Below are 19,733 nucleotides of genomic sequence, written 5' to 3'. Positions count from 1 at the left end.
GGCCGGTGTTCAGGGGTGCCGAAGTATCGCGCCGTATCCGTCGGCGAGAACGAGGCGTTCGTCGATCTGTACCAGCTCGGTGCCGGTCCCGATTGCGATGTAGGGGAGTACGCGATCGGCGGGCCCGATCAGCTTTCCACTGGTGACTTCCTTGTCGTCGGGATCGGTGAGCAGCAGTGTCTCGACCTTGCCCTGCTCGAGGGCGTCGAGGACGCGTGCGGTCCCGTCGATGGAGAGGCCGGAGTCCCGGCCCTGCTCTGCGACGTAGCGTTCGGTTTCCGCATCCATTCTGCGTAGTCGCTGCGTGTCGATCAGTTCACGAATCGACTTCGACACCTCGGCGGGTGTCGAACCGACTGAACGCGAACCCTTTTCGACGTCCACCACTCGTAGCGTCGACGGTAGGAGCTGTGCAAAAGCTTTGCGGGACTGTATTTCTCCGATTACGACCACCAGTGCGACCTTGTGTTCGCGGGCGAGCGCCGCCGCGCGCTCCACGGCCTGTGTTAGGTTCTTTCGGATGTTCTCCTCCACGAGGCTTTGGCTGTCGGTGTACCGCTCCTGGCCGCCCACGTGTGCCTTGTGGACCGGGAAGCCGTCGCCGTCTACCGTTTCGCCGTACACGTCACGCCCGCGAGCATCGCGCACGCACAGGTCCGCGCCGGTGTGGTCGACCTTTGCGATGAGGAACGGTTCGGTGTCGTATCCGTGTGCGATCAGTGGAATCAAGTAGGGCAGTTCGCCCAAGGTCGCGATGGTGGAGCCGGCAGGTTCGAGCAGAATATCGTCGATCAGCACTGCCTCGGATGTGGCGACGATCGCGCGTCCGGCGCGACCTGAGATGCCGTGATGGTTGTCCTTCACCTCGTCCAGTCGCGCGATCAGCGATTCCGATGCTCCCTGTTTCGTGAGTTGATTGCGCATCGAGCGCCATTCGAGTTCGAAGCGCTCGCGTGCATCTTCCCGGTTGCGGACGTCTTCGAAGTACACGGAGGCAAACGGGCCGTCACTCGAACCGACCTTCTTCAGCCGCCCAGCATGCATGTCGGCTCCCTTCTGTAGTGGTCCTATGCCGCGTACCCGACAACTGGTGATTCGACACGACCGCTTTCAGTTCGCACGTTTGTTCGACTGCTGGTACTGTCTGTGAACGTGAGGGTGGTGCAGAGGGAAGCCTGCATCACCTTCACGCCAAGAACCCGGGACCTGCCGCCGACTGCCTTCGGTGGCAGGTCCCGATTCTGCTTAATCGGCGTCGTCAGTGCCCTTCGACCTGTCGGAACTCTTGCGCCAGTGAGTGAATCGTTCCTTGATGTCCGTCGCTACGTCGCCGACGCCGTTCCCGACGGCGCCCACGGCACCGCCCAATCCGCTACCGATGTCGCGCACCATCCGGACCAAGGGGTCTTCCGACTCGTCGAAGTTCTGCTTGTAGGTCTTGGCTGCATTCTTGAACTCGTCGCTGATCTTCGCTCCGTCGTCATCTCCGCGGCGGGGGTAGTTTCCGCGCAGAATCGCGGCGTAGTCTCCGCTGTCCACCCACTTTTTGAGTTCGGCGGCGCGAAGCACCGAGAACGGGTGAGAGAGCAGTTCGATGTTGAGGAGCTTGAGTACACCGTCGCGGAGGTCGCCGCTGGCGTCGTACTCGGCGGCCTGGGCAAGAAACGCGTCGATGTTGATTTCACTGACTCGGGATCCGCCGGCCAATTTCATCTGCACGCGAATCGCTGTGTGTACGTCCTGGCCGCACAGTAGTCCTGCACGATCGCCGGACAGTTCGGACTTGCGTTGCCATTCCATCAGGGCGGCGATGATCGCGCGCAGTGCCCATCCGCCGACCGGCAGCCATCCGATGGTTCCGGCCAGTCGCATCAAATGCATCAAGATGGTGCGATACACGGCATGGCCGGACAGTGCGTGGCCTAGTTCGTGGCCGATGATGAACCGTTGCTCCTCGTAGTTCATCACGTCCAGCAGACCAGTAGTGACCACCATGAACGGCTTGTCCATGCCGATGGTGAAGGCGTTGACCATCGGGGTCTGGAGTACGAACAGCTCTGGTGTCTCGTCGGCCTGCAGGATCTCGACGCAGTCACGGCGCAGATCGTTCAGGTCACTGAACTGGCGTTCGTCGACTCGCACTGACGTGGCGAGGTACATGAGGCGGTGCTGACGTTCTTGGAGCAGTCCGGACAGCGTCCGCAGAACAGTGTCGAACCCCCGAAGCGTCCGGAGCGTCACCAATGCGGCCCGATCGGCTGGGTGTTCCCACGCACGCGAGCTGATGTCCGGGAACTCGATTCGGGTGCGATCTGGTGCAGTGGTCATGGTGGCCCCTCACTTCGATGTGTGTCGACTCACCTCCAGGGTAACGACTAGTCGGTTTAGCGCGGATGTCCGGCAGCTCACTCGGTGGGCTGGGGGAGCGTGCAATCGGTGACTTTGGGGTTGACGCCGAAGTAGTTCAGCGGGCCGGCGATGACCGTGAGTGCGATGGTCCCGACGCCGGCGCAGTTGGTCGGCGAACTGCTGTAGTAGCCGCGTTGGCCGGCCGCGACGGCCCCGACTATCAGCCAGATCAGAACGATCAGAGTCACAATTCTCATCATGGCGGGCTCGATTCTTCAAATATTATGGTGCCCAGCGAAATACCCGGTCAGAGTGGGTATGAAACGCTCAGCCGACGGGTATCCCTGATGTGTGCGGCTCGAGGCGGGCGTATCCGCCCGAGTGAACGCACTGAAGGAGCTTGTGATGATCATCCTCGGCGTAATCCTGCTGATTATCGGTTTCGTGGTGAACATTCCGATCCTCTGGACGATCGGTGTCGTCTTGTTGGTGATCGGAATCATCCTGTACGCGCTGGGCGCGGCCGGGCACGCTATCGGTGGTCGGAGGCATTACTACTGATCAGGGGTCGACCCGTCATGCGTATCCGTGCCAGTCGGGACGGTGCGCTCAACCGCACGTGCGATCAGTTTCCGCAGGCAGACCTGGCGAAGCGTTCGCTGTTGCCAGTCGCTGCCGCCGCCGGTCACGCATTTGTCGCGCAGTGCTGATTCCACGCTCGTGTACTCGCCTGTCTCGTCGAGGGAGTCACGGACATGGATCAGGAGTCGGTGCAACTGTTCCGCGGCCGAAATTCTTTGTGTGGTAACCGGATCGATCGACGCGCCCAGGACGCCCTCCTTCGCGGACACCCAGGTTGCGAGGCGGAGGTTCTCGAGGGAAGTGCGCGGAGCGACGACTCCTCGTTCGACGGCGCGCAGTGCAGTGGCGACCAGCGCGCGCACAAGTGCTGCAAGCAATACGGTGTCGTCGACCGTCGGCTGAACGTCGCAGACCCGGATCTCGACGGTCGGTAGGTGGCAGGAAGGCCGGATATCCCAGTAGGCCATCCGCTTGTCGAGCATCACGCCGCAATCCACCATCTTCGCGACCGCGGTGTCGAAGTCCCCGGCGGTCTCGAAGTACGGCGGCGGCCCGGCGACGGGCCACCGGGACCATTGGATCGCCCGCCAACTCGCGAAGTCGGTGTCGACTCCTTGGTGGATACGGGAGTTGGCGCTCAGTGCCAGCAGGGCAGGCAACCAGATGCGCACGTGATTGCAGACCTGCACGGCCTCGACTTGATCAGCGACGCCCACATGGATGTGGCAACCGCAGATACTTTGTTCGGCGGCGAGGGCGCCGAAGTGTTCGCCCATCTGGCGGTAGCGAGGGGAGTCGCTAATCTCGAAACGTGAAGGCCCCGAAAGCGGTGCGCCGACGGCCAACAGCCTGCAGCCGTTCAACTCGGCCGCTTTCGCCGCGAGCCGACGCATGTCGATCAAGTGGGTTCGGAGTTCGTCGATGCTCTGGCACACGGGAGAGTTGGTCTCGACTTGGCAGCGGGACAACTCGAGCTGAAGATCCAAACCGAGTGTCGACGCGGTTTCCGCAACCGCGGCATTGTCGGTGGACGGCAGCCAGGATGTCGGGTCGACGAGGATGAATTCTTCTTCGACGCCGACGGTCGGGGTCGTCGATTCATAGCGGCCAGCGGTGGATCCGGTCGAGCAGGTGGCGGCGCCCATGCTCGCGTCTACCCGGTCGGTCGAAGGCGGAAACCGACCCGAGGAAGCCCCGTTCTCGTCGGGAGAACGGGGCCTGTGGTCGGTCTTGCCAACATCTCGGAAGCGTCAACGAGCCCTTGCACACCGTATGAATCTGGGGACTGGCGTGCCTGGGAAAACGTACTGTGTCGGGCTCGACAAGACGAGACCTCCAGGCATGTTTCACCCCCGATTTCACCCTCGTGCGAGGGTGCCTGCGCGCCCTTCGTCGAGGCGCGGATCGTGACCTGGCGGCCTGCGGCGGTGCAGTCGCGGTTTATCCGTGGGGCCGCCTTTATCGGGAAGATTGCGAGAAATGCGAACCCATCTAAACTAACGTCCAGCATTCGGATGTGAAGTTCTGGCGAAGTGTGGGGACTCGGTGAGTCAACAGACATTTGATCAGTTAATCGCGTGCACAGTATCCACTGAAGATATGAAATTTTCGAACTGGTATTGCGTTTCATCTGCGAGAATATCCAGTGGTCATGGGTGAAAGTCAGAAGGCGGGAGAATGCGCCTGGGATTGTGTTGCTAATGGTTCGTTATCGCCGCCGAATGTCCACCATGTATGTGGATGGCGCTTCTTGGAACCGGGAAAAACTGCGTCTCATCCGTGTCGAAGCTTCCTCTGCCTTGTGGTCTTGGATTGGAAGTTTCACTAGGAGGATCTTTCGTAATCGACGCGTCCGGAAATTTTTCTCAAGATTTACCCACTTGCGAATTGGGGAATTTAGTGGGTTGTGGAAAGTGGAAATATTGCGGGTGGGAGCTGTTATTTGCGGTGATTTGCTCATATCTTGCTGAGTGAGGTATTTACAACCGAAGTGCCGCGTGGTCGAGAAATAATGCTTTTCATGCTTTACATTGGAAATTGCAAGATGCACGTTTCATCCTCCAGTGTTAAACGAAAGGACGAACGCAATGGGTAGCTTGGAAGATTTCGACATCGCGACACTTCTTCAGAAGGTCATCGCATTCTTCGACGGATTCTCGTCGGACGAGACCGAGCCCCCCACGGGCTAAGACTTGGCGAAGCCGCTGTGCATCCGGATGACACTGGAAGCACAGCGGCTTCTCTGTATCCGGACCTCATCTGTCAACCCAGTCGGAGACTGTCGCGAAATCTCAACCTTCTATCGTTCTAGCTGGTCGCATCCTTCTGGATCAGGAGCATCGCGTCGTCGACCGGATCGAAGTACAGAGCCGGATCGGCAACCAGCGCAGCGTCGTCACCGTGAGTTTGCATGGTGACGACCCAGGCGCGATCGTCGTGTTCCACGTAGTAGGCACCCGCAAGGACCCCGATGGAGCTGCCGCCCTTGAATCCGCCGTAGGTGAACCATTTCGCGGAATCGTCACCGAGCGCCGGATCTTCGGCCAGTATGTCTCGAACCGGTGCACCGCTCTCGGTCTTCGCCATCTCTTGCAACGAAACCAACGCGGCACGCAGGTCGGCGGGCGAGGCGAACCAGTCGATGTCGAAAGGCCATGCGGGGGTGGTGAATGCTGACGCCGGGATGTCCACCAGGCGGCCAGGTAGTGCCGCCAGTATTGCTCGACGCTCGTCCGGGGTTCCGTCGCGCCAGGCGATACGTTGTGCGCCATCGTTGCCCCAGCCGAGTTGGAACAGTGCGCGGGTCGGCTTCAGTGGAATGTTGAGCGAAGGATCCGCCATGCCCATCGGGGCGAACTCGGCCTCGACCTGCTCGCGCCCGACAGCAGCGATCAGAATGTCGGTGGCGGTGTTGTCGCTGATCGAGATCATCTTGCCGGCGGTCTCTCGGACCGTGACTTCGGTTCCCGACGGCAGGTCCTGCATTGTCCCGCCGGGCATCGACTTGAGGTCGTCGGTGATGGTGAGCTTCTGATCCCACGAGAGTGTCCCGTTCTGGACAGCCGTCGCGACCGCGCCGAGAACGTACAGCTTGATCGTTGACCCTGTGGGCTGTGGTGAGGTGTCGCCGACACCGAAGACTTCGGCGTTCTTTCCGCCGGTGACCTCGGTGACGGTCAAGTTCGTCGGCGCGGGAAGTGCTTTGACAGCTGCCTCGAGCTCTTGCCACGATGCGGCAGGCACATGATCGTCTTTGGTCGGTGTTATCGCCATTCCAAGGACCAACCCGTCGCCGTCGCCGTCGACGACGACGTTCATGTCGAACGCGCCGCCGGTGGTACTGGTGATGGAAACGGTGCCGTCGGTATCGCCTCCCTTGTAATTCACTGTTGCCCACGGCTGTCCGGCTCGGATGGAGTCGAAGTCCGGAGGCGTCAGGACAACTGGTGCGGTGGGTCCGAAGTGCTCGGCGATTTCTTCCTGGGGCAATGGCGCGCTCGTGTTGAACGCACTGAGAAGCCAGCTGATCTGCTTGCCGACGGGGCTGTCGGGGATCGTGACTGTCGTGGGTGTCTCGGTGGCGGAGACCTTTGTGCTGTTGTCCGAGGTCTGTGCAGAATCCGGCCCGGAAGTACATGCGGCGAGGGCGAATACCGCTGCGGAGGCAAGTGCCACCAGCGTGAGCGGGCGACTCTTCCTGCGTGCGTGTTCGAGTTTCATGGACTCATTTCATCAGCGTTCTCTTCGGCGCGCGTCCGTCTGAGGTGTAGACGTACTCAGCCTGAAGTACTGAATCGGTTCATCCTCGAGTACCGTCAACTACTTGTCGTGGTGACACGCATAGTGAAGCTGGACAAAACGGAGAAATGCTGCACCCGAGTAACTTTCGTGAGGACTGCCCGAGTTAGTTCTTGGTCGCGGCCAGGAAAGAAGGCTGCGTCGACAGTGCGGCGATCTCTTCGGGGAGATCAGGAATCCGGCGATCGTACAGATCTGCCAACCCCACCGAGCTGAAGCGTCGGACGGTCCAATTGTGTTCAGTGAGCCACCGGCCGGGATCGGATCGTTTGTCGCTGTAGAACAGTTGCGAAATGTCCAGGTCTCCGAACGGGTTCTCGGCAAAGTACTTGGATCTGATGGTCGCCAGCTTCTTCGGGTCCGTGCCGGCCGGAAAGTCGTTCACTGCCAACCGACTACCAGTGGCCGAGAGTTCGTCGATCCGCTCGAACAGGGCGTCGTGGGCCGGGCCGGGGAGATAAGCGAGCAGGCCTTCTGCGGACCATGCAGTAGGTTCCTTCGGATCGAAACCCGCCTCCGCGAGCGCAGCCGGCCAGTCGTTGCGCAGATCCGTAGGCACAGTGCGTCGATCAGTTTTCGGCTGGGCGTCGCGCGCCGCGAGCACTTCGGCTTTGAACTCCAGTACCTTTGGTTGATCTACTTCGAACACTGTGGATTCTGAGTTCCAATCCAGCCGGTACGCACGCGAATCCAACCCCGCCGCAACGATTACCGCCTGCTTTACTCCGGATTCGGTTGACGACAAGAAGAATTCGTCGAAGAACCTGGTTCGCAATCCCATGAAACCGCCGAAGGGTGTGTCGTCGAGGAGTGCCGGATCGTTCAGAAGAGCTGTGAAATGCGGCTCCGCTGCAGCTTCTACGAACCACGATGCGAACTTGTCTTCGATGATCGCGTCCGAGCGGGCGCTTTCCAATGCGCGGAAGGTCGCCACTGCAAGCGCGGTGAGTCCGACGCTACTGACGATGTCCCACGTATCTCCATCGCTCCGCATTTTCTGGGTGTCCTTCCGCTCTGGACGACTGAGCCGAACCCTCTCGACTTTACGCCCGAGCGACCCCTTGCCGCCTGGAACGGAACGGTCGGAACGGGGCGCGAACAACAACGAGCCGGCATCGGAACATTGTGTAGTGCAAGGCGTTCGGTTTGAATTCAGCCCTGCCAGGAATCTGCCAGGGTTGTGCCAGTGGACGGCCAGGATGCAGGACTTCACTGGTGTGTGCCCCGTTCGGGACAGCCAGAGAGTCTGGAGAAATCTTCGGAGAAGGGATCGATCATGACACGACTATCCGCACCGGAACAACGTAGGAAGTGCTTCTGGACCAAGCTCGCGGTGACGGGTGCGGTATTGACCGTACCCATTGCCGTGCTCGCCGCACCGGCCTCGGCAGATACTGTGAATCATGATGTAACACAGGCCGATAACAGTTGGTATGGAGATCAGGGGGGCGATCACTCGCACGATTGGGACCGTGGTGGAAACGGCGGCTGGAACCAGGGTGGTAACTGGAATCAGGGCAACGACTGGGGCAATCAGAACCAATGGCAAGGCGGGCAAGATCAGGCACCCGCGCCGACAGTGAACCCCTTCGCCGGACTGTTCGGATCCAGCTGATCCCCCGGCTACACGACGAATTTCGGGTCGAGAGAGATTGTAAGCCCATGTTGCAGGAAGGCTCGCTCGAGATGTTGGCCGCCGCGGCACGGAGCGGTAGCCATGAAGCCATGACCGATTTGTACGCAGTGTTTCGCCCGATGGTTGTGCTGCGGTGCCGCGCCGAGCTTGATCGGGCCGTCTCCGACTCCGCCGCGGATGCTGCATGCATCTCTGTTCTCACGGCAGTTTGTGACGGATCGGCGGCGAATCAGCCTTTCCTGCGCCTGCTGTACGCGAGTACAAGTGTCGCGATTGCTCGGGCGGCATCCGACCGGTTCAGCAGTGGGCCGCTCCCGCCTCCAGCAGCGCTCCCGGTTGTCGAACGCGATGTCCTGGTGTTGCGGTTGATCGTCGGCCTCGACAGTGAGGCGACGGCAACATCGCTCGCCCGTACGACCGACCAGGTGTCACTCGACCTGCATCGCGCGCTGCAGCGCCTGCGAAAGTTGAGTTCTCCGAATGCAATCAGGGAGACGTTGGTATCTACCTGAGGACGTTCGGAATGCGCAGGTTCAGGCAGGAACGGATCCCTGCCTTACTGGCCGGCGATGTATTCGATCGACGGTCCGGCGGTCCAACCACCGTCGACGGCGATCTCGGAACCTGTTGTGTACGAGGCATCGTCGGAAAGAAGGTAGGTGACCGCACCGACCAACTCCTCCGGGCGACCGACACGGCGATACGGATTGTTGGGGAATGCGCCCTCTTCGAGGCTGATGCCCGTCGGCGCAGTCATGGGGGTGAGGACCATGCCGGGGTGCACGGAGTTGACCCGAATCTTGTCGCGACCGAGTTCGACGGCGGCGATCTTGCTCAGCCCACGCACGCCCCACTTGGCTGCGCCGTAACCGCTGGTCAGGGCCATGCCCATCAGGCCGGCGGCCGAGGAGATGTTCACGATGGATCCGCCGCCTGCTGCCTTCATGAACGGCACCACCGTGTGGATACCGGTGTGTACGGACACCAGGTTGATCTGGATGATGCGTTGGAACGTCTCGAGCGGTTCTTCGGCGACCGTCTGGCCAGACGCCGAGATTCCGGCATTGTTGACCAAACCGTTGATCGCGCCGAATTCGGATACCGCGTACTCGGCGGCGGACTTCCAAGACGCCGGATCCGTGACGTCGAGGTGAACGTAACGTGCTGCGTCGCCCAGAGATTCGGCCACTGCTCGACCGTCGTCGTCGAGTAGATCGCCGATGACGACGCGGCCGTTACCCGCGACGATGCCGCGCGCAAACGCTTCGCCCAGGCCGCGTGCGCCGCCAGTGACGAGAACGATTTTTCCGGAGAGATCCTGAGTCATGATTGTTCCTAACCTGTTGGTGTTGCGAGATATGGCTTCGAGAACGCGCCGAGCGCGCGGGTGATGGCCTTGGGTGCGGGGGTCCGGAGGTCTGCCATCTCGCGCAGTGCGGCCACTACCGCCAGTGTTGCCTGGCCCGAAGCCGCTGTCGTGTCGAGCAAGCCTTCTGGCCGATCGATCAGACGTGCAACTTCTGGGCGGATCAGTTCCATCGTCTCGAAAGTTGCTGATTCCCACACTCTCCGGAGCGCCGCGTCGCCGAAGATGATGGGCATCAGTGACCGAGTCATCGGCTCGAAGGACTCGCCGACCGATGCGATAAAGGCCGTCTTCACTGCCGCTGAGAGTCCGTATTCGCGGGATTGCGCGCTGAGGGCGGTGGCAAGACTGCGGTTTCCCTCGTCGAGCATCGGCCAGATGCTCTCTTCCTTGGTGGCAAAGCAACGATAGAAGGTGCGCTCGGAGATTTCTGCCCGTTCGGCGAGCTCCGCGATGGTCGTCGAAGTGTCGCCGCGTTCGACGAAAGCGGCAGCGCAACTCTGCGAGACGCGGAGAAGTAGTGCAGTGCGGCGGGCTGTTGCCATATCCGCACTGTACCAAAAGTGGCAGAAACTGCCACAAGCTGTGCCGGTCGGTCAGCCGGTGCTGCCTTCGATGCCGGATACCTCCTGCTCAACGGCGCTCTTGATGTTCAGCAGCGTCTTGCGGATGTTGCCGCGCTGAAAGTCGGCGAACGTCATTCCGCCGGTGGCAACCTTGTCGAATATGTCGGCCGCAAAATCCGGCCAGCCCCGTCTGTCGTCGATCCACGTTTCGGTAACTCGGGTTCCACCGGGGACGGGCTGAAATCGGTACCGCCAGGTTGCAATAGCGGCAGAGATTCGTGGCGTGGCAAGGCCGATCTTGTGAACACGGAATTCGAACAGTTTCCCGGTGTCGGCAGCGGTGACGGTGCATCTTGTGGTCCACTGCGCGCGCCCACGTTTGTTGTGCCCGTCGAACTCCATACCCAGGAAAGCGCTTTCGCGGTCTCCCCGCAAGGTAGCTCCCAGGTTTTCGGGACTCCAGTCGCCCATGCGAGTGGGATCGCTGATGAGCTCATAGAGAGAAAGCGCGTCGACATTGACGACGACGCTGTCGGAGACGGTGAGTTCGCGAGCCATTTCGGTTTCAGTTTCTTTTCTGTCGAACGTGGATGGAATCGGTGCTGATTATTACCCGTGCGGTTTCAGTTGGATCTTGACCGCGCCTTCCTGCTTTTTCTGAAAGATCTCGTAGGCGTGTGGCGCCTGATCGAGCGGCAGCTGATGAGTGGAAAAGGTGTCGACGCCGAGTGGGTCGTCATCAGTGAGCAAAGGCATGATGTCGTCTACCCACTTCTTGACGTTCGCCTGACCCATCCTGAGCTGAATCTGCTTGTCGAACATAGTCATCAGCGGCAGTGGATCAACCATGCCGCCGTATACACCGATCAGAGAAATCGTCCCCCCGCGCCGAACGATGTCGATGGCCGAATAGACCGCACCGAGTCGATCGATTCCTGCGTTACGCATCGCAGGCGCGGCAAGAGCATCGGGAAGGAGTCCGACGAACTGCTGCGCGAGCTTTCCGATCGGAGACCCGTGCGCTTCCATACCGACAGCATCGATCACCGAATCGGTTCCACGGCCGTTCGTCGCATCTCGGACTGCGTCACCGATCTTGCTGCCGTAGTCGTCGAGATTGAGGGTTTCGATCCCGCGTTCGGCAAGGCGTGCAAGGCGTTCGGGTACACGGTCCACGCCGATTACTCGAAATCCCTTGTGGTGAGCGATGCGGGCCGCCATGTCACCGATCGGTCCGAGACCGAGGATGGTCACGGACCCACCCGGCGGGATGTCGGCGTATTCAACCGACTGCCAGGCTGTGGGAAGCACGTCGGAGAGGTAGACGAATCGCGAATCCGCGGGACCTTCGGGAACTTTGATGTGTGTGAAATGTGCTTGCGGTACTCGAAGGTACTCGGCCTGCCCGCCTGGCACCGAGCCGTACAGCTCGGAGAAGCCGAACAACGCTGCGCCCGTTCCCTGATCGCGGACCTGAGTCGTCTCGCACTGTGTGTAGAGGCTCGAATCACACATGAAACAGTTGCCACACGAGATCTGGAACGGGATCACGACGCGGTCGCCTATCTCGAGATTCGTGACTTCCGAGCCGACTTCTTCGACGATGCCCATCGGTTCATGACCGAGAATGTCGCCGGCATTCATGAACGCACCCAGAGTCTCGTACAGGTGCAGATCGGATCCGCAGATATTCGTCGTGGTGACCTTGATGATCGCGTCACTGGGTTCGACGATCTTCGGGTCCGGAACCGTATCGACGCTTACTTTTCGTTTGCCTTGCCAAGTCACTGCGCGCACTGGGATCGACCTCTCATCGTGGAAATGCTGTTCGCAGTCACCTGCCCGAAAGCGCTGAAATGCAAACAAAACCGGTGAGGGTTGCGGGAAGTGCTGAGAGCGTTAGATTGAGAGGGAGGCGGGCCGAGGCTCCTGAAAGGCGGCACGCCGTATGACTGACAGGACCAAATGACGGGGATGACCGCATGACCGAGAAAGACAACAACGACCAGTCGCCCAAGGGTGGGCACCCAGGGCCCGTGGACAAGGGCGGCGACGGCGGAATGGCAACTCGAGAACAGGCGCCTGAACTGGTCGAGGAGACCTCCGAGAAGAAGTCCGACGACAAGTAGTTTCCTTTTACTCCGCGTTGGGTAACAACGGGGATAGGCCGCATCGGACCGTCCCGGAATCAATGCGGGCGAGGTTCCTCGAGGTTGAGCAGCCAGCCACGGGAACCGCCTTAAGCATCTCCCAGTTCGTGGTTCAGCCGGGTGAGAAGTTCAACCCTGTAACAGCAAGTGATCGAACCGGGTCCGCAGAAGTGTCGGGACCCGGAAATCGTCCAGCGTGCGAACTATCAACTGCTCGGCAACATCCCTGAGTTTCACGTTGGTCTCCTGCGAACGCCACACGAGGATGTCGAAAGCTCGATCGGCAGAGATTCCGTAGATCACCATGAGCATGCCTTTGGCTTGCTCGATCACCCCGCGAGAAGCAGTGATTTCGTTGACCAGCACGTCGACAGATGCTTTCACCGTGCTGTCCAGGGTTTCGGTGACGTCGATGTAGAAGCCTGAGCTGCCGACCACAGCACCCGACTCGTCCACGACGCTGTCGCCGACGACGATTACCGAGTGAGTGTCCCCTGCGGTGTCGATGATGCGGTGGCGGCTGCTGAACGGACCGCCTGAAGTGCGGATGGCGTGCAGTGTCTGGGCAACGTGTCTTCGGTCGTCGGGATGCTTGTGGGCGAGCATCAATTCCGTCGTCGGAGCTACTTGGTCGGGTTCGTATCCGTGAATCCGTGCGACTTCGTCCGACCACTCCCACCGGTCGCCGTTGCGGTGATAAAGAAAGCCGCCCACCCGGTGTGGAGCCCCCGATCCCGACGTTCGCCCCAACCCGTCCTCGTTCACCACACACGCCCCCTCGTTCTCGACCTCGTCCCAACCGGCGTACTCGCCAGTTAGTTATATCGGACAAATCCGGCGGAGGTGGTGTCGGTCCCATATTTCGGAGCACCGTCTGGATCGCTACCGCATGGGTCGGGGAAACCGGCGCTCAGAGAACGTGGCGACGGTCCCACTTCAGTCGCGGCTGAAGCAGTGTTGCCGCTGTGTCCATTCGGTGATCGCCGCCGCGATGGCCGCAGGCTGATCCTCGGGGGCGAGATGTCCTGCGGGACCGCACTGTTTCACCTCGAGGTTTGCGATATTCGATCGGCTCCACGCGACTTCGTCAGGTCCGATCATGAGAAGTTCGGCGGGGCCGCTGAAGGTGAGAAGGAGTTTGGGTACCTCGCTGCTTTCTGCGAGCCAATCGCTGTACGCCGCCACTCGTGCATTCACGTCGCCGGGACTTCCTTCGACGGGGAAGGACCGTGGCCACTCGAGAAGGGGCCGGCGACTCTCCGGCGAGGGGTAAGGGGCGCGATAGGTTTCAGCATCGGTCTCGGACAGCTCTCCGAGAACTGTTCTGTGAAGCGCAATTTCGAGGAAGAAGTTTTCGTCGAGTACCTTGGTCTCGCCGATACCGGGAGCTCTCAGGGCCTCGACCCGCGCTCGTGCGTCTCCCGGGAAGTGCTCGTCCCAGGTCATCGGACGGAGGATCGTTTCGAAGAAGGCAACACCTCGAACGCGTTCGGGATGGCGGGCAGCCCAGTCCAGTGCAAGTGCCCCGCCCCAGTCGTGTCCGACGAGTACGACGTCGTCGAGCTCCATCTGGTCGAACCATGCGTCGAGGTAACGGGCGGTGTCGAGAAAACCGTAGTCGATTGGCGGTTTGCCCGACGCGCCCATTCCGATGAGGTCAGGGGCAAGCGCTTGGCCGAGATTTCCTATCTGCGGGAGGATGTTTCGCCACAGGTAGGAGGATGTGGGGTTCCCGTGGATAAGTACGAAGGGTATTCCGTCTCCGCACGAGCGGTAGGCCACAGTCGAGTCGAGCACGGGAATTGTGGGCATTGCGACTCCTCAAATAGTTTCCATGTACCCTAATTTAGATAGTAGCCATGTATTCTATTTGAATGCAAGATCGAGAAATATGGACGACGGGGTCGCTGGTGTGGCACCTTGGCTTGCGCTGGCGGGCGGGGGTTGACCGAGCGATCGCGCACCTCGGGTTGACCCACGCCCAGTATTCGGTGCTCGCGTCTCTCCATGGTCTGGTGAGTGCGGGGGAGAGGCCTAGTCAGCGAGAACTCGCCGCGCACACGGGGTTGCAGCGAATTTACATATCCAAGCTCGTGCGAGCGTTGGAGAAGAGCGGGTTTGTTGTCAGCGAACGAGACAGTCGCGATGCGCGAGCCGTTTGCCTCGATCTCAGTGACGAGGGGAAACGAGTCATAGAACTCGCTAAAGACATTGTCCGCCAATTGGATGCAAAGAATACGGAAGTGCTGACGAAAACCGGTGGGCGGGAACTGGCCGAGCTCCACCGCGCCCTCGGTGCGTTACTCGACGCCACCGAAGCCGGCGATGAATGAAGTCCGACCTACTTACTTGGCGCTACGTTCGGCGGCGACGGCAGCAGGTTCGGGTGAGCCGGCCGGCTGGGGCCTGAGGCTGTCGGCACCGATGTTGTAGACGTCGCTCGTCGTGGTGAGGGAGTTGGACGTGGTGGACGAGGGAAGCCCGGCGCGCCAGTTGACGATTGGATTCAGAACGCCGAACGGGCCACATCCGGAAGCTGTCGGGACGGCGAAGGGCTGTCCGGTGTGTCCGGTGTTTCGAACGACGGCAGTATCCGGGAAACCTGGAACCTCTTCGAGGACGCCGTATTCGGTCACATCCAAGTTGAGTTGAACGGGGTTGCTGTCCGAGCCCAGGTAGCATTTGCCGCCGAGGAGAGGGTTCGCGATCTTCAATTTGACGGGTAGCTTCACGCCAAGCTGAAATGCATCCACGGTGGGGAGTGCAGACGTCGACTCGACGGTGGCCGAGGCCTTGTTCAGTCCGAAGAGATTGTTGAATGGTAGGTCGATTCCGAGTGCGCCCCCGGGGATGTCGATAGGTTCGGCGTAGATCCCCCGACTGTTGTCGTTCGGTGGGATGAAGACTTGGTCGAATCCGAATTCAGCCTCTGGATTCTCGCGGTAGGCAACTCCGCCTGCGATGCGCATCGCTCCGGCGGGAATTCCGACGGAAAGCTTGCCGATCTTCATGTTTCCGCCGGTAACCGTGACGTCCATACAGGTGCTGGTCTCGGGATTGTCGATCGGACATGAATCCCAACCTCCGAAGGGGATCTCCGCTGCCGGGGCGGCTCCTGCAATACCTGCTGACAAGCTTCCCACCGCTGTGACGGTGGCGAACACAGTTGCGGTGGCGAGTGCGCCGAAAAGCCCACGCGACGTCGAACGTCGGGACATGTATTTCTCCTTTGGTTACAACCGACCAGTCGGGATTGTGATGATGAGTGACGGTAGTCACGTGTGACTTGGATGTACAGACAATTTGAAACAATTCCGACAAAAGTATTACTGCGATCGCCTTCGCTACTACTTGTGGCTGTGAGGATTGAAATTTGTTGCAGTGCTCTGTGTCTCGTCATTCACCCACGAATCTCTGTGAGGTGCTACGACCCGAAAAGGCGTTCGTCGACGGGAATGTCGGACTCCTGTCGAAATCGAGGGGGCAATGTTTTGTCGGAGTCGCCAATGAGGGAAGTCAGGGCGAGTAACTTTGTCGAACAGCGGCTGATCGGTACTCCGGGCAGCTGCCCGAGAGAACGGATCGCCATGACGCTGATGCTGCCGCTCGACTCGATGTTCCTGCTGATGGAGTCACGAGAGCATCCCATGCACGTCGGTGGACTGTCGCTTTTCGTTCCGCCGGAAGGAGACGACGGCGAATTCGCCAGGTCGCTCTACCGTTCGCTCACCGACGTCGACTCGATTCGCCCCCTCTTCCGCCGCAAGCCGGTGCAGTTCTTGTCGAACTTCGCGCCGGTGCGTTGGACGGAGGACACGGATGTCGATCTCGAGTATCACGTCCGGTTGCTCGCGCTGCCCAAGCCGGGACGAGTCCGCGAATTGCTCGAGCTGACCTCCATGCTCCACGGCACGCTGCTCGATCGGCATCGGCCGCTGTGGGAGGCGTATGTGATCGAAGGTCTCGCCGACGGCCGAGTTGCCGTGTACATGAAGACGCACCATGCACTCATGGATGGTGTGTCTGCTGTTCAGGCGTGGTACCGCAGCCTCTCGTCGGACCCGCTCGATCGAGAATCGATGCCTCCGTGGGCGCAGCGACCTTCTTCGGGGCGGGTTCGAGCCAGTCGCGGGCTGGACCTGCAGAGGCGGGTGGGCTCCGTGATCGAGACCGTGCAAGATGTGGTCGGGGTGGGCCCTGCGATTGTGAACGCCGCTGCCTCGGCGGTGAAGGACCACGTCGCACCGTTACCGTTTGCTGCTCCGAAATCGATCTTCAACGTCCCGATCACCGGCGCGAGGCGTGTCGCCGCGCAGTCGTGGCCGATCGAGCGCCTGCGCAAGGTCAGTTGCGTCGCAGACGTGACGCTCAACGATGCGGTGTTGGCTATGTGCGCGGGCGCGCTGCGGCGTTACCTGATCGAACTGGACGAGTTGCCGGACAAACCGTTGATCGCGATGGTGCCGGTATCACTTCGTAAAGGCGATGAGGGTGAGGCTTCCGGCAATGCTGTTGGTGCGGTGTTGTGTGATCTGGCAACCGAATTGGCGGATCCGGCGGCCAGACTTCAGAGAGTTCACGACTCGATGAGTAGCGCCAAGTCCCTGATGTCGGGCCTGACGCCCCTTCAGATCACGGCGCTCAGTGCATTGAATGTTGCCGGCCTCGGGTTGCCGCTGATCCCTGGTTCATCCCGACTGATCACCGGGCGCCCAGTCTTCAATCTGGTGATTTCCAACGTCCCCGGCCCGACGACGACGCGATACTGGAACGGCGCGAAGCTCGAGAGCTGCTATCCGGCATCGATTCCGTTGGACGGGCAGGCAATGAACATCACCGTCATCGGCTATGCGGACACCATGCAGTTCGGTCTCGTCGGTTGCCGCCGCAATGTTCCGCACCTGCAGCGGCTTCTCGGTCACCTCGAGGAATCACTGAGTGAACTAGAAGCCGCCGCAGGCTGATCAATTCGATTTGGGCATTCAGACGTCACGTCCGTTCACGACCAACTGGTGGACGTCCAGTTCTTTGTCGTCGAGGCCGAAGCTGATGATGCGTTCGGGGTGGATACGGATGATCGGTGCGTCGAGACCATGCGCACCAACACCCGCAACATCCAAAGCCTCTGCCCGTCCACGGATTTCGACCCACCTGACCCGCCATGGATCTACAGATGCGATGTCGTCCACGACAAACGCGACCCGCCCGTTCTCCGCGACATTGTGAAACTTACGGCTGCCCGTCATGTTGTAACCGCTGATGTCGATCGTGGCTGTATCCGGGGGAACTGCTGTAGAGGTCAAGATCTCCGAACGTGCAACTCATTCCGTCTCGTCAAGGCCCTCTTCTGCTTCGTCGACCCGGCGCTCGGCTTCGCGAAGCTCATCCTCGGACTCTCGAACCGCGACGCCGGCAGCCTTCTCGGTGTTCTTGGCGAACTGTCGTTCCTGTTCTGCGTGTTCGAGATCGGCGCGGAGTTCTTCGATGCGGCGGTCGAGGTCGGACAGCTTTGACCTGGCATCCTCGAACTGGGCGGTCTCGGCCTTGACCCGTCGTCGGATTTTCTCGAGGTCTGCCCTGGCTTCCGTCAATTCTGCTTTCGCCTTGGCTTGTTCGGCCTTGTGATCCGGAGCAGTGGATTTGGCCGGAGCGCTGTCTTCGGTGTGGATCGCAGGGGCATCGTGTACGGAATCCTCCTCCACTACAGCAAGTCCCGCCGGCCCGAAACCGCTGTAACTGGCAGCGGTCACAACTCGTCCGAGTCGGACCTGCGCGGCAGTCTCCTCGTCGGACAGGGCGGCATTGAGGGTCTGCGCGACATCACGTAACGCATCCTCACCGGCATTCTTTCCACGCGAAGCCGCGATCTCACCGGATTTGTGGGCGAGACTTCGCACCACCTGCTGCCTCTGTGTCGTCAGCCGTCGCAAGTCCTGACCTGAGAGATGGCGTTGGGCGTCGCGTAGCGATTCGCCAAGCGCGAGAAGTGCATCCAGATCTTCGGATAGATTGCGCGAAATGAGATTGACCAACCATCCCACGGTGGTTGGCTTCCGAAGTTTTCCGATCTCCGCGGCCAGTGTGCGGTCGTTGTCCTCCCGGGCAGCCTTCACATGCTTTGTACGCGCCTCGACGAACTCGCCGGGGTCGAGGCCGTAGAGTTCGTCGGCGACATCATCGAGGGTCACACGTCCATACTGTCATTCGGCGAGTGGTTCGAAGACTGTCTTCCAGTCGTTTTTGATGCTCACCACTGTCCACCCGTTTGCGCGCGAGGCGTCGAGTGCGTGCTCGGCTCCGTCCACGTAGTCGAACTCGCGTTCCGGATCGTCATGGAGCACCAGAAGACGAAGTGCCGGAATGTTCGGGTGTTCGGCGAACTGCAACATCGGTAGGTCACCGTTGCTGTTTCCGGCCGCGATGACAGGTCGTCGGCCGATTCGGTTCCATATCTGTACGGGCTTGGCCGGCCCGTCGTCGACGACATCGGTTTGGGGCTGACGAAGGATCGTGCCGCTGTGGCCGTCGTCCTTCCACGTCAATGCCACGCCGCTGCCGATGACGCGATCTCGGGGGATACCGTAGACCTCCTGACTGATCGGCCGCATGAAATCACGTCCGCCGCCAGAGACTATGTAGTTGGAGAAGCCTTTGGCCGCAAGGTAATCGAGCAACTCCACCATGGGTGAATAACTGCAGTGCAAATATTTGCGATCGAGAGTGGGATGCGAAGCAGTGCGCAGGTAGGTATCGGCGTGGGTTTCGAATTCGTCGACTGTGACTTCGGCGAATGCCGCCAGGACACCGGCCGCGAGCACCTTCAGTGCGCTGTCGTCGCCGCGATAGTGCTTCGAGATCACATCGTTCAACCAGGCGTAGTCCTGCTCGAAGGCCGCCTGCCACGGTTGACGGTTGCGAAGAGTCGGATCCTGGTTGGTCATCTCGACGAGGCGGCGCAAGATGAAGTCGAGTTGGATCGGCATCGGCTTCTCACACCACAGAGTTCCGTCGTTGTCGAAGACTGCGATCCGGTCTTCCGGTGCGATTTCGTCCGGACTTCCCTCAGTCGTCGCGCGTTCGACGAATTGCCTGATGGCCTGTTTCGGCGTGCCGTCCTGCCAGCTCGGAAGCGGGTCAGGGTTATCGGAGGTGGAGGCTTCAACGAATTGACTGCTCATGTGGTCCCTGGCTTCCAGTGAGGCGATGACAGACCCGGCACTTTCATACTCGGACCTCCTGCCGAAGATGGCATCGCCCATTTCGGGCGACAGCGCTTCGGTGAGCAC

At 60.4% G+C, this 19,733-nt stretch carries 22 protein-coding genes; 6 read left to right on the top strand and 16 right to left on the bottom strand.

Annotated features, from left to right (window positions below; all coding sequences use genetic code 11):
- Positions 1-9: 9 nt before the first annotated feature.
- The 3 genes from EEB12_RS09760 to EEB12_RS09750 form a co-directional block, all read right to left on the bottom strand.
- Positions 10-1,044, bottom strand: coding sequence for a hypothetical protein (locus EEB12_RS09760; protein WP_141487698.1), 1,035 nt, complete (start codon positions 1,042-1,044; stop codon positions 10-12).
- A 201-nt stretch (positions 1,045-1,245) separates the two neighbouring features.
- The gene (locus EEB12_RS09755) at positions 1,246-2,328 is read right to left on the bottom strand and encodes a M48 family metallopeptidase (protein WP_141487697.1); all 1,083 of its coding nucleotides are present in this window, start codon (positions 2,326-2,328) and stop codon (positions 1,246-1,248) included.
- Between the two features lie 77 nt (positions 2,329-2,405).
- On the bottom strand, positions 2,406-2,609 hold the full coding sequence (locus EEB12_RS09750) for a hypothetical protein (RefSeq protein WP_003945456.1): 204 nt from the start codon (positions 2,607-2,609) through the stop codon (positions 2,406-2,408).
- Positions 2,610-2,754: 145 nt separating this feature from the next.
- On the opposite strand from EEB12_RS09750, the gene EEB12_RS30460 reads away from it, so the two are divergent.
- Positions 2,755-2,910, top strand: a complete 156-nt coding sequence (locus tag EEB12_RS30460) for a DUF6131 family protein (RefSeq protein ID WP_003945912.1) — start codon at positions 2,755-2,757, stop codon at positions 2,908-2,910.
- Here EEB12_RS30460 and EEB12_RS09745 read toward each other — a convergent pair.
- The 3 genes from EEB12_RS09745 to EEB12_RS09735 form a co-directional block, all read right to left on the bottom strand.
- Complete coding sequence (locus tag EEB12_RS09745; protein WP_080909031.1) at positions 2,904-4,076, bottom strand: glutamate--cysteine ligase; 1,173 nt, start codon at positions 4,074-4,076, stop codon at positions 2,904-2,906. The two genes, EEB12_RS30460 and EEB12_RS09745, sit on opposite strands and share 7 nt — an antisense overlap.
- A 1,162-nt stretch (positions 4,077-5,238) precedes the next feature.
- On the bottom strand, positions 5,239-6,651 hold the full coding sequence (locus EEB12_RS09740) for a serine hydrolase (protein WP_141487696.1): 1,413 nt from the start codon (positions 6,649-6,651) through the stop codon (positions 5,239-5,241).
- A gap of 184 nt (positions 6,652-6,835) precedes the next feature.
- Positions 6,836-7,723 (bottom strand): SAM-dependent methyltransferase, encoded by an 888-nt coding sequence (locus EEB12_RS09735; RefSeq protein WP_141487695.1) that lies wholly within the window; start codon positions 7,721-7,723, stop codon positions 6,836-6,838.
- A 282-nt stretch (positions 7,724-8,005) separates the two neighbouring features.
- On the opposite strand from EEB12_RS09735, the gene EEB12_RS09730 reads away from it, so the two are divergent.
- Both EEB12_RS09730 and EEB12_RS09725 read left to right on the top strand, forming a co-directional pair.
- Complete coding sequence (locus EEB12_RS09730) at positions 8,006-8,344, top strand: hypothetical protein (RefSeq protein ID WP_141487694.1); 339 nt, start codon at positions 8,006-8,008, stop codon at positions 8,342-8,344.
- Positions 8,345-8,391: 47 nt separating this feature from the next.
- Positions 8,392-8,877, top strand: a complete 486-nt coding sequence (locus EEB12_RS09725; RefSeq protein ID WP_141487693.1) for an RNA polymerase subunit sigma — start codon at positions 8,392-8,394, stop codon at positions 8,875-8,877.
- Positions 8,878-8,921: 44 nt separating this feature from the next.
- On the opposite strand, the gene EEB12_RS09720 is transcribed toward EEB12_RS09725, so the two are convergent.
- From EEB12_RS09720 to EEB12_RS09705, 4 genes are read right to left on the bottom strand one after another with little or no spacing between them, the layout of a single operon-like run.
- Positions 8,922-9,692 carry a glucose 1-dehydrogenase gene (locus EEB12_RS09720; RefSeq protein WP_003945779.1) on the bottom strand — a complete coding sequence of 257 codons (771 nt, stop codon included), beginning with the start codon at positions 9,690-9,692 and terminating at the stop codon, positions 8,922-8,924.
- 8 nt (positions 9,693-9,700) lie between these two features.
- Positions 9,701-10,276 carry a TetR/AcrR family transcriptional regulator gene (locus EEB12_RS09715; protein ID WP_141487692.1) on the bottom strand — a complete coding sequence of 192 codons (576 nt, stop codon included), beginning with the start codon at positions 10,274-10,276 and terminating at the stop codon, positions 9,701-9,703.
- Positions 10,277-10,327: 51 nt separating this feature from the next.
- Positions 10,328-10,855, bottom strand: coding sequence for an SRPBCC family protein (locus EEB12_RS09710; RefSeq protein ID WP_020968645.1), 528 nt, complete (start codon positions 10,853-10,855; stop codon positions 10,328-10,330).
- A gap of 51 nt (positions 10,856-10,906) precedes the next feature.
- On the bottom strand, positions 10,907-12,094 hold the full coding sequence (locus EEB12_RS09705) for a zinc-dependent alcohol dehydrogenase (RefSeq protein WP_019747201.1): 1,188 nt from the start codon (positions 12,092-12,094) through the stop codon (positions 10,907-10,909).
- Between the two features lie 185 nt (positions 12,095-12,279).
- Between EEB12_RS09705 and EEB12_RS30455 the strand changes: the two genes are divergently transcribed.
- On the top strand, positions 12,280-12,426 hold the full coding sequence (locus tag EEB12_RS30455) for a hypothetical protein (protein ID WP_019747202.1): 147 nt from the start codon (positions 12,280-12,282) through the stop codon (positions 12,424-12,426).
- Positions 12,427-12,576: 150 nt separating this feature from the next.
- On the opposite strand, the gene EEB12_RS09700 is transcribed toward EEB12_RS30455, so the two are convergent.
- Together EEB12_RS09700 and EEB12_RS09695 are read right to left on the bottom strand one after the other, a co-directional pair.
- The gene (locus EEB12_RS09700; RefSeq protein ID WP_019747203.1) at positions 12,577-13,215 is read right to left on the bottom strand and encodes a PAS and ANTAR domain-containing protein; all 639 of its coding nucleotides are present in this window, start codon (positions 13,213-13,215) and stop codon (positions 12,577-12,579) included.
- 168 nt (positions 13,216-13,383) lie between these two features.
- Positions 13,384-14,259 (bottom strand): haloalkane dehalogenase, encoded by an 876-nt coding sequence (locus tag EEB12_RS09695; RefSeq protein ID WP_047889160.1) that lies wholly within the window; start codon positions 14,257-14,259, stop codon positions 13,384-13,386.
- A 62-nt stretch (positions 14,260-14,321) separates the two neighbouring features.
- On the opposite strand from EEB12_RS09695, the gene EEB12_RS09690 reads away from it, so the two are divergent.
- Complete coding sequence (locus tag EEB12_RS09690; protein ID WP_020906474.1) at positions 14,322-14,780, top strand: MarR family winged helix-turn-helix transcriptional regulator; 459 nt, start codon at positions 14,322-14,324, stop codon at positions 14,778-14,780.
- Between the two features lie 12 nt (positions 14,781-14,792).
- Here the strand turns inward: EEB12_RS09690 and EEB12_RS09685 are convergent, their stop codons facing one another.
- Positions 14,793-15,665, bottom strand: coding sequence for a hypothetical protein (locus EEB12_RS09685; RefSeq protein ID WP_069147093.1), 873 nt, complete (start codon positions 15,663-15,665; stop codon positions 14,793-14,795).
- Positions 15,666-16,034: 369 nt separating this feature from the next.
- Between EEB12_RS09685 and EEB12_RS09680 the strand changes: the two genes are divergently transcribed.
- Positions 16,035-17,411, top strand: coding sequence for a WS/DGAT/MGAT family O-acyltransferase (locus EEB12_RS09680; RefSeq protein ID WP_020906476.1), 1,377 nt, complete (start codon positions 16,035-16,037; stop codon positions 17,409-17,411).
- Between the two features lie 18 nt (positions 17,412-17,429).
- Here EEB12_RS09680 and EEB12_RS09675 read toward each other — a convergent pair whose 3' ends face one another.
- The 3 genes from EEB12_RS09675 to EEB12_RS09665 are packed head-to-tail and all read right to left on the bottom strand — an operon-like array spanning position 17,430 to position 19,625.
- Complete coding sequence (locus EEB12_RS09675) at positions 17,430-17,750, bottom strand: PPOX class F420-dependent oxidoreductase (protein WP_258537470.1); 321 nt, start codon at positions 17,748-17,750, stop codon at positions 17,430-17,432.
- An 18-nt stretch (positions 17,751-17,768) separates the two neighbouring features.
- Entirely contained in the window at positions 17,769-18,635 is an 867-nt protein-coding gene (locus tag EEB12_RS09670) for a hypothetical protein (RefSeq protein WP_019747212.1), read from the bottom strand.
- Between the two features lie 12 nt (positions 18,636-18,647).
- Positions 18,648-19,625 (bottom strand): HAD family hydrolase, encoded by a 978-nt coding sequence (locus EEB12_RS09665; RefSeq protein WP_046379794.1) that lies wholly within the window; start codon positions 19,623-19,625, stop codon positions 18,648-18,650.
- Positions 19,626-19,733: the final 108 nt, after the last annotated feature.

Source organism: Rhodococcus sp. WS1 (assembly GCF_003797745.1).
Classification (GTDB): Bacteria; Actinomycetota; Actinomycetes; order Mycobacteriales; family Mycobacteriaceae; genus Rhodococcus_F; species Rhodococcus_F erythropolis.
This window is presented reverse-complemented; position numbering and strand designations above follow the sequence as displayed.